The organism is Amycolatopsis sp. NPDC051071 (genome assembly GCF_040682875.1).
Taxonomy (GTDB): Bacteria; Actinomycetota; Actinomycetes; order Mycobacteriales; family Pseudonocardiaceae; genus Amycolatopsis.
Window position 1 is genome coordinate 26516 of record NZ_JBFBBY010000076.1, and the last position, 12487, is coordinate 39002.

Below are 12487 nucleotides of genomic sequence, written 5' to 3' on the forward strand. Positions count from 1 at the left end.
TAAGCACGCGAGTTCCGTGTTTGAGCACGCGAGCGCGGTGCGGCGCCACCCCGGAAACCTCCGGGACCCCACCGGGAAACCTCCGGGAGCGAACCTCCGGGATTAAGCCTTGAAGCCGACCCCGCCGAGGCTCAGGTGGTTCAGGTCGGTCAGCGGCACCAGCCGCGGTCCCTCCGGCCACCATTGGTGCAGGTGCACGACGCCGGGTTCGAGGACCTCCAGGCCGTCGAACAGCGACTCGATCTCCTCGCGGCTGCGGTGCACCGTGCGGTGGCCGGTTTCGGCCATCAGGTCGTCGAGCTTCCGGGCGAGCGCGCCGCGTGCGCCGTCGCCGGGGGTGAAGTCGTGCGTGAGCAGCACGTACGAACCCGGCGCGATCGCGTCGACGTAGGCACGCACGATGGCTTGTGCCTTGCCGAGGTCTTCGATGTGGTGCAGCACCGAGTTCAGGATCACCGCGACCGGGCGGTCGAGTTCGATGTGCTCGACGACCACCGGGTCGGCCAGTGTCTGCTCGGGATCGGTCAGATCCGCGCCGCTGACGTGGACGAGGTGATCCTCCAGCAGCGCCAGCCCGTGTGCCTGGACCACCGGATCGTGGTCGACGTAGACGACCAGGGCGTCGGGGTTGTACCGCTGCGCCGACTGGTGGGTGTTCTCCACGGTGGGCAGGCCCGACCCCAGGTCGAGGAACTGGTCGATCCCGCGGGTGCCGGCGAGGAACCGGACGACCCGGCTCGCCCAGGCGCGGAACTCCTTGGCCATCGTGGCGGAGTCGGGGGCCAGTGCCAGCAGGTCCGCGACGGCCTGCCGATCGACCTCGTAATAGTCGTGTCCCCCGAGCAGGGCGTCCTTCATCCGGGCGAGATTGGGCTTGCTGTAGTCGAGGGGTAGCGGGCGCCTCGGCACAGACCGGACCTCGTCCGAAGTCATGGACACGTTCCACCCTTCAGCCGCGTGCTGCCTGCGGCGAACGCGGCCCACGGCTCCCTCGACATCGACGGACAGTACTCAGGTTACGACATGGCGTGTAGCAAAGTGAACCTCCCCAAGGGCCTTGCCTACCTGCGGTGATCATTCATGCGGGCAGCGTCGCGTCAGCCGAAGGCGAGTTCACTCCAGGTGACACCGCCGTCGGTGGTGCGGTAGACGGCCGATCCGCCGTCCGCGTCGGGCAGCCCGTCGACGACGACGCCGACGTGTTCGGCGGGGAAGTCCAGGTCGTTGAGGCAGACACCGCGACCGCTGAGCACCGTCGTCGTCCAGGTGGTGCCGCCGTCGGTGGTGCTGTGCAGGAATCCGGTGCCGCCGCCCTCCGCCGCCACGGTCGCCGCAGCCGGGGAAGCGGCGCTGAAACTTTGGTTGATCCCGGCGGTCGGCGCTTGCGCCGTTCCGGTGAAGTGTCCGCCGAGCTTCGGCGCCCGCCACAGCCGCCGGACGGTCGCCCCCGGTTGCGGCGCCCCCGGGCCCCCACTGCACAGCGCCAGCACCTGCCCCCGCCGGAGTCCGCTCAAGGAAGCCGAGGTGTCGGCCGGACAGGGCGGCGGCGCGCTCGCGAAGGTCAGGCCGTCGGATGACGTCCAGTACTTCTGGACGCGGTAGTCGGCGCCCATCGAGACCTGGACCCCGCCGCTGGTGGCGATGTCGCCGTAAGTCGTCGAGCCGGTGACGGTGAACCCCGTGACCGGCAGGAGGTTCCGCGTTCCGGCGAGTCCGGCGTACAACGTCGTCCTCGACGGCGTGCCGAAACCGGTGACCATCGCGTACACCCGAGACCCTGATTCGGCGATTTTCGAAAGATAGAAGGGTTCCCGGACCCCCGCGAGCCGGATGCGGGACCACTGGCGGCCACCGTCGCGGCTGGCGAGCAGCTGGGTGCCGTCGGAGAGGAAGACTTCGCGCTCGTCGATCACCGTGAGTTTGACCTGGTTGTGGTTGTCCGGCAACGAGATCGGCGGCGTGCCGAGCCGCTGCCAGTGCTTCCCGCCGTCGGTCGTCGACAGCAGTGACGCGCACCGGGCCGGTTTCCCACACGGCGCGAAGCCGAGGACGAGCCCGTGCTCCGGCCCGGTCCAGCTCGTCGAGGCGGGTGCGAAACCCTTCGGTACCAACGATTCCGCGGCGGCCGCCGGAACGGGAACAGCGAGGGCGAGCAGTAAGGCGGCGACGGGCGCGGCCCACCGGTTCGGCTTCATGATCACGAGACGTCCGGCCCTTCCGGGGGTTGTCCGCCGTTCGGGGTGAACGCGCCGGTCACGTCCGGTACGCTCGCACACCTTGTTTCACCCGGGGCCGGACCGGGTATACGGCGTTCGGCCGGTGAGACGGAGGTAGCACCGATGGACGACGCGGCAGCGCGCGCTGACGGTGACGACGGAGATGACGGAGACGCCGGGACCACCCAACGCCGTTTCAGCCTGAACGTCCACGACCCGGACCACCTGCCGCGTAAACTCGCCGGCCGGTACGAAGTGGGCGATCTGCTCGGCCGCGGCGCGACGGCACGGGTGTTCCGCGCCCGTGACCTCCTCGAAAAGCGCGAGGTCGCGCTGAAACTGTTCCACGCCGACACGATGGCCAGTGACGAACGCCGTCGCGACCAGGAGATCCAGACACTCAGCGTGGTCCGCCACCCCGGCTTGGTCCCGCTGTACGACGCGGGCTCCGACGACGGCTACAGCTATCTCACGATGCGGCTGGTCGACGGGCCCAATCTGGCCCAGTGCCTGCGGTCCGGCCCGCTCTCCCAGGACGTCGTCGTCGACCTGGCCGCCCGGCTGGCCGACGCGCTGGCGCATGTCCACGCGCACGGCATCACCCACCGCGATCTCAAGCCGGCGAACATCCTGATGGCGGGCGACGGCCCGCTGATCGGCGATTTCGGCGTCGCGCACGCCTTCGACGCGACCAGGGTGACCGAGACCGGCGGTGTCGTCGGCACGGCGGCGTACATGGCGCCGGAACAAGTCCGTGGTGAGGATGTCGGCCCGCCCGCCGACGTCTACGCGCTCGGGCTTGTCCTGCTCGAATGCCTTTCCGGCGAACGGGAGTACACCGGGACGCCGGTCGAAGCCGCGGTCGGGCGGCTGCACCGGCAGCCGCGGATCCCCGCCGGGCTGTCCACCACGATGACGACCTTGCTGCGCGGGATGACCGCGCGGAAACCGGCGCAGCGCCCGACGGCCGCGGCGATCGTGCGGATCCTGCTGGAGGACTCCACCGGGACCGCGGTCGCCTACACCGGTCCCGCCGTCCGGAAGCGGGCCGCGGTGGTCGCCGCCATCAGCGCTCCGGCCGCCGCGATCACCATCGGTGTGCTGCTGGCGATCAACCAGACCGGCGCGGTCCCGCCTGCCCGGCCGGGCGGGCTGCTCCCGCCCGCGGCGACCGGGACCTCCGGTCCGGCGGCAGGCCAAGGACAGCCGTCCACCGAGGTCGTCGAGGTGCCCGCCCAGGCCCCCAGCGGCACCGTGGTGGTGACCGAAGACGTCCCGGTCCCCCGGAATCCGCCCGGCACCGGCGAAACCGTCGGCGTCACGTCGACGCCGAGCGGGGCGACCGCGACCGGCGGCGAGTCGAGCGCCCAGGACAAGCCCAGCCGGTCCAAGACCAAGACGAAAAGCAAAAGCAGGACGAACACCCAGGACCCCGGCTGAGCGTCCGCCCCGCCGGGAGTCCACTGTGGACGATGCTGGGAGACGGAGATGGAAGACGGAGATGGGAGACGGAGATGACCTACCTCAACGACCCGCGTGAGCCGCAGGAGGAGATCGTCGAGCGGACGCCACGCAGGATCCGCGTCGTGCGGGTCGTCAACGCCCTCGTCCGCGCCGTCTGTTCGGTGTTCGCACTGGTGCTGGTCGTGCACATCCTGCTCGTATTCGGGGAAGCCAATCCCGCCAATGGGTTCGCGCAGCTGATCGATCAGTGGTCACGCGGGGTCTCGCTTGGCCTGCGCAACCTCTTCACCCCGGACGGCGCCAAACTCCGCACCCTGCTCAACGACGGGCTGGCCGCCTTGCTGTGGTTGATCGTCGGCGGCGTGGTGACCGACCTGATCACCCGGATCGGCATGCCCGGCCCGAAGCGCGTCTGGTACCGGCGAACGCTCAGTTGAGCGAACCCGGCTCCCCTGGCGGAACGTCACCGGCCTGGGCCTGCTCGGCCTGGATGTCGGTGCCGTTCGCGGCGACCGCCTGCTCGGCGGGCTTCTTCTCCTGGCCGGACTCCGGCTGGGTGTCGAAATGCTCACGGCACCAGCGGCCGTAACGTCTCGCATGCACGGTCATGGTGGCACCTCCTCTTCTGCCACCAGAGTCCTCCAAGACTGTGACGGACGCCACTCGATTTGCGGTCTCAGGGTGTCATTTCGCGAATTCGGTGACGATCGCGGCGCAGAACGCGGGCAGGTCGTCGGGGTTGCGGCTGGAGATGAGGCCGTTGTCGTTGACGACCTCCTGGTCGACGACGGTGCCGCCGGCGTTGCGAATGTCGGTGCGCACACTGGGATACGACGTGAGGGTGCGGCCGCGGACGACGTCCGCCTCGACCAGCGTCCACGGTCCGTGGCAGATGACGCCGACCGGTTTGCCGCTGTTCACGAAGTCGCGGACGAACCGGACGGCGTTCTCGTCGGCACGCAGGTTGTCCGGGTTCATCGTGCCGCCGGGCAGCACGAGTGCGTCGAAATCGTCCACGGTGACGTCCTTGACGACCCGGTCGACGGGGAATTTGCCCCCCTTGTCGATGTCGCCGTTCATCGCCTGGATCTCACCGGCTTCCAGCGAGACGACCTCGGCCGTCGCACCGGCCTCGGTGACCGCTTTACGTGGTTCGACCAGTTCGACCTGCTCCACCCCGTCCGCTGCCAGGATGGCCACGCGGCGTCCATTCAGCGATTTCGCCATGAGTTCGTTCCCTCCTTCGGTCCGCTTTCGCCCGGTGACTACCCCGGGGCGGCCCCTTCGAACCACGGGTATGAACCCCGGCCACCGGGGGTATCCGCGCCGTATGCGACTTCGGCGAGCGGACCTGGGGTCCCCCGGCATCCGGAGGCGGCGCAGAGGTCGTGGTTTCGGCTATCTCACCCCGGACGGCGCGCCGCTGAAGGACAAGGAAACGATCGAGCGGATCGACCGGCTGGCGATCCCGCCCGCGTGGCGGCGGGTGTGGATCTCCCCGCACGAGAACGCGCATATCCAGGCCGTCGGGGTGGACGCCGCCGGCCGCCGCCAGTACCTCTACCACCCCGAGTGGCGGCGATCGCGGGACGAGGAGAAGCACGAACGGGTCCTCGCGCTGGCCCGGCGGCTCCCCCGGCTCCGCGAAGCCGTCCAGAAGGATCTCGATTCCCGCGGGTTCGGTCGCGAACGGGTGCTGGCCGGGGCGTTGCGCATGCTCGACCTCGGCGTGTTCCGGACCGGCGGAGAGGACTACGCCGACGAAAACGGCACGCACGGGGTGGCGACCCTGTTATGCGAACACGTCTCTGTCAGCGAGGGCTGCTTGCTCTGCGACTACCCCGCGAAAGGCGGGATCCGGCGGAAGGTCCGGCTGCGTGACGACGACCTCGTGAAGTTGATCCGGTCGCTCCGGCGGGCCCGGGGCGGGGAGGCACGCCTGCTCGCCTACCGCGACGGCCGTGGCTGGCAGGAAGTGCGGGCCGAAGACATCAACGAGCGGCTCAAGGAACTCGCGGGCGACGGCTTCACCGCGAAGGACCTGCGGACCTGGAACGCCACCGTCCTCGCCGCGTCCGCCTTCGCCAACGCGGAAAAGCCTTCCGGCAAAAGCGGTTTGAAACGTGTCGAAAAGGCCGTGATGACCAAGGTCGCCGAAGGTCTCGGCAACACCCCCACCGTCGCGAGACAGTCCTATGTGGACCCTCGGGTGACCGAGGCGTACACGCGGGACCGGACCATCGAGCGTGCGGTGCGGCGGGCGGGGAAGGTGGCCGACCCGGGGCAGGCGCGGACGATCGTCGAACGGGCGGTGGTGCGGCTACTGGACGGGGCGTGAACGAGCCGGGGCGCCCTCGATGGCGAGGACGGCGATGTCGTCGTGGGTGCCGCTGCCGAGCCAGTCCCGCACCGCCACGCGGACACGGCGCACGACCTCGCGGCCGGACAGTCCCCGGCAGCCGGTCAGCAGTTCACGCAGCCGCTCGTCCCCGAACAGGTCCGACGGCCGCTCGTGGTGGCGTGCCTCGGTGATCCCGTCGGTGTAAAGCAGGCAGACGTCGCCCTCGGCCAGCCGGATCGTCGTCTCGGCGAACCGGGCCTGCGGTGAGATCCCGACCAGGGTGCCGGGCAGGGTGATCTCGTCGACCCCGCCGCGGCGCCGCACGATCAGCGGCGCGGGATGCCCGCCGGAGGCCAGCGTGACACCGAGACCGTCCTCGCCCTCCAGTACCGAACCGAGCACGAGCGTCGCGAACCGGCCGCTGCCGCCGGTGATGAGCAGGGAGTTGAGCAGGCTCAGCAAGGTCGTGTTGTCGTGTTCGACGAGGTTGAGCGCGGCAAGGGTCTGCCGGACGCGGCCGGTCAGCGCGGCCGCTTCGGCACCCTTGCCGCAGACGTCGCCGAGGACGAACATCGCGCCGCCGTCTTCACGCGGCAGGACGTCGTAGAAGTCGCCGCCGACGTCGAGCAGCCCGCTCGACGGCTCGTACCAGACGTCGAACTTGACCCCGGAAACCTCCGGCGGCGGCGTCGGGCGCAGCGTGGTCTCCAGGCCGCGGGTGGCCTCTTCCTGGCGGGCGTAGCGCTGCGCGTTCGCCAGCGCGGTCCCGGCCGCGCGGGCGAACTCGGTGACCGCGCGGGAGTGGTCGTCGCCGAACGCGGGCGCACCGCGCCTGCCCAGCATGACGGCGCCGGTGACCCCGGTACCGCCGTCGAGATCGAGTGAGACCACGGTGACCGACGCGTGGCCGGCGAGCCGTTCCGCGACGACAGCAGGCAGCGTCGCCACCTCTTCCTCCGGGACGGTCTTGCCCTCGGGTTCCCCGGTGGAGGCGAACGTCTCGGCGAGCACCGGCGCCAGCTGGGCCGGGACCCGGCGGATGCGGCCGTGCCCGTGGCTCGTGCGGTGGTCGCAGCTCCACCACTCCCACCGGCCGCGAGTGGTGGGCAGCAGGACGAACACGCAGTCGGCCAGTTCGGCCGCGGCGACCTCGGCGACCACCTTCGCCGTCCCGTGCCGTCCTCGCGCGGAGGCGAGGCGGGGTGCCGAGGCGGCGAGGAAGCCGTCCACGCGGGGACCGTCGGCGGCGACCGCGGACGTCACCGTCCAGGCGTGCCAGCCGCCGGGCAGCGGGCGGATCCGCGCGGGGAAGCGGCGGCCAAGGTGCTCCACGTGGCCGACGTCGGGGCCTTCGGCGGCCAGTACCGGGCGTCCGCCACCGAACAGCTCCCTCGCCGCGGGGTTGGACCAGCGCAGCGCGCCGTCGACGTCCTGAACAAGCACCGCGTCACGGACGTCTTCGAGCAGCGCTCGCCAGAACCTCCCGGATTCGGGCAGCGCGCCCTCGCTCGTCGTCGGCGACGACTCCGAGGGGAGCGACGTCGAGGCCGGGGCCGGCCGTGACACCATTCCCGGACCTCCTCCTGCCTGGCGGGTAGCGCAGCGTGAGCGGGCGGACTGGCTCGAAGTGTAGGTCGAATCATGGCACGCTGATGCGACGACCATGGCTTGGCATGCGTGGTGGAGAGGGTCGACACAGATGACACAGCACGCCCAACGGGACCGGACCCCCGTGAAAGGTGGTGGCGCCCAGGTGGACGAAGCGACCCTGGAACGCCTGCTCTCGGCGGCCCGCGACCTCGGGGACGGCAACTTCCGGCGGCGGTTCGTGGCACACGGCGACGGGCTCGCGGCCCAGCTCGCGGGCGCCTTCAACGACATCGCCGAACGCAACCAGCGGCTCGTCGCCGAACTGCTGCGGGTGCGCGAGGCCGTCGGCAAGGAAGGCAGACTGACCGAGCGCGTCGCGGCCGAGATCGGCCCCGGCGGCTGGGCGACCGCGGTCGACGTGGTCAACGGGCTGATCGAAGACGTGAGCAGGCCCACGGCCGAGCTCAACCGGGTGCTCGGGGCGGTCGCCGAGGGCGATCTTTCCGAGCCGATGCCGCTGGAAGTCGGCGGACGTCCGCTGCAGGGTCAGTTCGCCGAGGTCGCGAAGACACTGAACGGCCTGATCAAACAGCTTTCCCGGTTCGCGACCGAGGTCACCAGAGTGGCCCGCGAGATCGCCACCGAAGGCCGTCTCGGCGGCCAGGCCGAGGTCCCGGGCGTGGCGGGCACCTGGCGTGATCTGACCGACAACGTCAACGTCATGGCCAGCAACCTGACCGACCAGGTCCGCAACATCGCCCAGGTGACCACCGCGGTGGCGCGCGGCGATCTGACCCAGAAGATCAACGTCGACGCACGCGGCGAGATCCTGGAGCTCAAGAACACCGTCAACATCATGGTCGACCAGCTGTCGTCGTTCGCCGACGAGGTCACCCGGGTCTCGCGTGAGGTGGGCAGCGAAGGCCGCCTCGGCGGTCAGGCGCAGGTCCCCGGCGCGGCGGGCACGTGGCGCGACCTCACCGACTCGGTGAACCTGATGGCGGACAACCTCACCGACCAGGTCCGCAACATCGCCCAGGTGGCCACCGCGGTGGCCAAGGGCGACCTGTCGCAGAAGATCAACGTCGACGCCAAGGGTGAGATCCTCGAACTCAAGAACACGCTGAACACCATGGTGGATCAGCTGTCGGCGTTCGCGGACGAGGTCACGCGGGTGGCGCGCGAGGTCGGCAGCGAAGGCCGTCTCGGCGGCCAGGCGACCGTGCCGGGGGTGGCCGGGACGTGGCGCGGGCTCACCGACTCGGTGAACCAGATGGCCGACAATCTGACCGACCAGGTGCGGAACATCGCCCAGGTCACCACCGCCGTCGCGAAGGGCGACCTGACCCAGAAGATCACGGTCGACGCACGCGGCGAGATCCTCGAGCTGAAGACGACCGTCAACACGATGGTCGACCAGCTCTCGTCGTTCGCCGACGAGGTCACGCGGGTGGCGCGCGAGGTCGGCACGGAAGGTCAGCTCGGCGGGCAGGCGCAGGTGCCAGGGGTCGCCGGGACGTGGCGCGACCTCACCGGGTCGGTCAACTTCATGGCGAACAACCTCACCGCGCAGGTCCGGAACATCGCCCAGGTGGCGACAGCGGTGGCGAAGGGCGACCTGTCGCAGAAGATCGCCGTCGACGCGCGTGGCGAGATCCTCGAACTCAAGAACACGCTGAACACCATGGTGGATCAGCTGTCCGCGTTCGCGGACGAGGTCACCCGCGTCGCCCGCGAGGTCGGCAGCGACGGACGGCTCGGCGGTCAGGCGGAGGTGCCCGGCGTGGCCGGGACGTGGAAGGACCTGACCGACAACGTCAACTTCATGGCGAACAACCTGACCGACCAGGTCCGGAACATCGCCCAGGTCACCACCGCCGTCGCGAAGGGCGACCTGACCCAGAAGATCATCGTCGACGCGCGTGGCGAGATCCTGGAGCTCAAGAACACCGTCAACATCATGGTCGACCAGCTCTCGGCGTTCGCCGACGAGGTCACCCGGGTCTCCCGGGAGGTCGGCACCGAAGGCAAGCTCGGCGGCCAGGCGCAGGTGCGCGGCGTCGCGGGGACGTGGAAGGACCTCACCGACAACGTCAACGTCATGGCCACCAACCTCACCGATCAGGTGCGGAGCATCGCCACGGTGACCACCGCGGTGGCGAACGGCGACCTGTCGAAGAAGATCGCGATCGTCGCGCAGGGCGAGGTCGCGGTCCTCGCCGAGACGATCAACAGCATGGTCGAGACGTTGCGCGCGTTCGCCGACGAGGTCACGCGAGTCGCGCGCGAGGTGGGCACGGAAGGCATCCTCGGCGGCCAGGCCCGCGTGCCGAACGTGGCGGGCACCTGGAAGGCGTTGACGGACAACGTGAACGTCATGGCCGACAACCTGACCGGCCAGGTGCGGAGCATCGCCACCGTGACCACCGCGGTGGCGCAGGGCGATCTGTCGAAGAAGATCGACATCGACGCGCGCGGCGAGATCCTCGAACTCAAGACGACCATCAACACGATGGTCGACCAGCTTTCGGCCTTCGCCTCCGAAGTCACCCGTGTCGCCCGCGAGGTCGGCACGGACGGCACGCTCGGCGGTCAGGCGGAGGTGCCCGGCGTCGCCGGGACGTGGTCGCGGCTGACCGAGAGCGTGAACCAGCTGGCCGGGAACCTGACCACCCAGGTGCGGGCGATCGCGCAGGTCGCCACCGCGGTGACCGCGGGCGATCTGACCCGGCACATCACCGTCGACGCGTCCGGGGAGGTGGCCGAACTCAAGGACAACATCAACCAGATGATCGCGAACCTGAAGGAGACCACCCGCGCAAACCGCGAACAGGACTGGCTCAAGACCAACCTCGCCCGGCTGTCCGCGCTCATGCAGGGGCACCGCGATCTGGCGTCGGTGGCGTCGCTCATCCTGTCCGAACTGACGCCGCTGGTGTCCGCTCAGCAAGGCGCGTTCTTCCTCGCCCGCGAGGACGAGCAGGAGGAGACCATCCTGGAGAGCATCGCCACCTACGGGCTGGCGAAATCCCAAGCGGGGCTTCGGTTCTCGCCCGGCGAGTCGCTCATCGGCCAGGCAGCCGTCGACCGCCGCACGATCCTGGTCCACGAGGCTCCGCCGGAGTACGCGCTGATCTCGTCCGGTCTCGGTTCGGCCGCCCCGGTGAACGTGATCGTGCTGCCGGTGCTGTTCCAAGGCGAGGTGCTCGGCGTGCTGGAACTGGCGACCATCAACGCTTTCAGCACCGTCCACATCGACCTGCTGGAGCAGCTGAAGGAGACCATCGCGGTCAACGTCAGCACCATCCAGTCCAACTCGCGCACCGAAGCGCTGCTGACCGAATCCCAGCGCCTGGCACAGGAACTGCGTGCGCGTTCCGAGCAGTTGCAGGCGCAGCAACGGGAACTGCGGCGGTCCAACACCGATCTCGCGGAGAAGGCGGCGCTGCTGGCACAGCAGAACCGCGACATCGAGGTCAAGAACAGCGAGATCGAGCAGGCGCGGCAGGAACTCGAAGAGCGCGCCGGGCAGCTGACCATGGCGTCGCAGTACAAATCCGAGTTCATGGCGAATATGTCGCACGAACTGCGGACCCCGCTCAACAGCGCGCTGATCCTGGCGAAACTGCTTTCGGAGAACCCGGACGGGAACCTGTCGGAGAGGCAGATCCAGTTCGCGCGGACGATTTACTCGGCGGGCAGCGACCTGCAGCAGCTGATCAACGACATCCTCGACATGGCCAAGGTCGAAGCCGGGCACCTCGACCTGCAGATGTCCGACGTCACGCTGCCCGAACTCGTCGAGTACGTCGAATCGATCTGCCGTCCGCTCACCTCGGACAAGGGCCTGGAATTCGCCGTCCTGATCGACCCGCCGGTGCCGTCGTCGATCCACACCGACGAACATCGTGTGCAGCAGGTGCTGCGGAACCTGCTGTCCAACGCGGCGAAGTTCACCGACGAGGGCGGCGTGCGCCTGCACATCCGGATGGCCGACCCCAGCGAGGTCGAGGCCGAGTCGCTCCGCCAAGCCCCCGGCGTCCTCGCGTTCGCCGTCGAGGACACCGGGATCGGCATCGCGCCGGACAAACTCGCGATCATCTTCGACGCGTTCCGCCAGGCCGACGGCACCACCAGCCGCAAGTACGGCGGAACTGGGCTCGGCCTGTCGATCAGCCAGCAGCTGACGGAACTGCTCGGCGGCGAACTCCGCGTCCGCAGCGAACCCGGCAAGGGCAGCACGTTCACCCTGTACCTGCCGGTGAGCGCGTCGAACCTGGTCGTGCCGACCGCGCAGGCGAGTGGTCTCCCGCTGATCATGGCCGTCCCGCAGGTGATCCCGGTCCCCTCGACGGCTCCGGCGCAGCGGTTCCACGGCGAGAAGATCCTGATCGTCGACGACGACCTGCGAAACGTCTTCGCACTGGCCGCCGTGCTGGAACGCGACGGACTGGAGGTCATCTACGCCGAGACCGGCGTCGCGGGCATCCGGGCACTGGAACGGCACGAAGACACCGCGCTCGTCCTGATGGACGTGATGATGCCCGAACTGGACGGCAACGCCACGATCACCGCCATCCGCGCCGAAGCCGCACACGAGGACCTGCCCGTGATCGCCGTCACCGCGAAGGCGACCGCCGAGGACAAGGCGCGAACCCTGGCCTCGGGTGCCGACGACTACGTGACCAAGCCGGTGGACACGGACCGGCTGCTGGACCTGATCGCGGCGCACCTGGAAGCCGATGCCGCCTCCAGCGGCCTCTCGCGGCCCGTAAGGCCCTCAGCACGATGTCGTATCCGGCCGCTTCCATCAGCACGATCGTTTCGCGGGTTGCCCGCGCGACACCGCCGAGAGTCCCCGAAGTCGGCGAAGGGC

8 protein-coding genes and 2 pseudogenes are annotated in these 12487 nt (G+C 69.5%); 4 read left to right on the forward strand and 6 right to left on the reverse strand.

The features are described from left to right. Positions 1 to 102 precede the first annotated feature (102 nt). A complete protein-coding gene (locus AB0M65_RS23620) occupies positions 103 to 933 on the reverse strand; it encodes an SAM-dependent methyltransferase (protein ID WP_364031212.1) in 831 nt (276 codons plus the stop codon). A gap of 164 nt (positions 934 to 1097) precedes the next feature. Beyond that, positions 1098 to 2195 (reverse strand): hypothetical protein, encoded by a 1098-nt coding sequence (locus tag AB0M65_RS23625; RefSeq protein ID WP_364031215.1) that lies wholly within the window; start codon positions 2193 to 2195, stop codon positions 1098 to 1100. A gap of 144 nt (positions 2196 to 2339) precedes the next feature. Here AB0M65_RS23625 and AB0M65_RS23630 point away from each other — a divergent pair, with 144 nt between their 5' ends. Next, positions 2340 to 3656 (forward strand): serine/threonine-protein kinase, encoded by a 1317-nt coding sequence (locus AB0M65_RS23630; RefSeq protein ID WP_364031218.1) that lies wholly within the window; start codon positions 2340 to 2342, stop codon positions 3654 to 3656. A 74-nt stretch (positions 3657 to 3730) separates the two neighbouring features. Continuing rightward, a complete protein-coding gene (locus tag AB0M65_RS23635) occupies positions 3731 to 4117 on the forward strand; it encodes a hypothetical protein (RefSeq protein ID WP_364031221.1) in 387 nt (128 codons plus the stop codon). Here AB0M65_RS23635 and AB0M65_RS23640 read toward each other — a convergent pair. Continuing rightward, positions 4110 to 4289 carry a hypothetical protein gene (locus AB0M65_RS23640; RefSeq protein ID WP_364031224.1) on the reverse strand — a complete coding sequence of 60 codons (180 nt, stop codon included), beginning with the start codon at positions 4287 to 4289 and terminating at the stop codon, positions 4110 to 4112. The genes AB0M65_RS23635 and AB0M65_RS23640 overlap by 8 nt on opposite strands. Before the next feature lie 75 nt (positions 4290 to 4364). Next, positions 4365 to 4907 carry a type 1 glutamine amidotransferase domain-containing protein gene (locus AB0M65_RS23645; protein WP_364031227.1) on the reverse strand — a complete coding sequence of 181 codons (543 nt, stop codon included), beginning with the start codon at positions 4905 to 4907 and terminating at the stop codon, positions 4365 to 4367. Between the two features lie 103 nt (positions 4908 to 5010). Here AB0M65_RS23645 and AB0M65_RS23650 point away from each other — a divergent pair, with 103 nt between their 5' ends. Further along, the gene (locus tag AB0M65_RS23650; protein ID WP_364031230.1) at positions 5011 to 6018 is read left to right on the forward strand and encodes a DNA topoisomerase IB; all 1008 of its coding nucleotides are present in this window, start codon (positions 5011 to 5013) and stop codon (positions 6016 to 6018) included. On the opposite strand, the gene AB0M65_RS23655 is transcribed toward AB0M65_RS23650, so the two are convergent. Continuing rightward, positions 6001 to 7590, reverse strand: coding sequence for a SpoIIE family protein phosphatase (locus tag AB0M65_RS23655; protein WP_364031233.1), 1590 nt, complete (start codon positions 7588 to 7590; stop codon positions 6001 to 6003). The genes AB0M65_RS23650 and AB0M65_RS23655 overlap by 18 nt on opposite strands. A 184-nt stretch (positions 7591 to 7774) precedes the next feature. Between AB0M65_RS23655 and AB0M65_RS23660 the strand changes: the two are divergent. Continuing rightward, positions 7775 to 12364 (forward strand): annotated as a pseudogene (locus AB0M65_RS23660) (HAMP domain-containing protein); the annotation flags it as partial. Positions 12365 to 12392: 28 nt separating this feature from the next. Here the strand turns inward: AB0M65_RS23660 and AB0M65_RS23665 are convergent. Beyond that, positions 12393 to 12487 (reverse strand): annotated as a pseudogene (locus tag AB0M65_RS23665) (hypothetical protein); the annotation flags it as partial.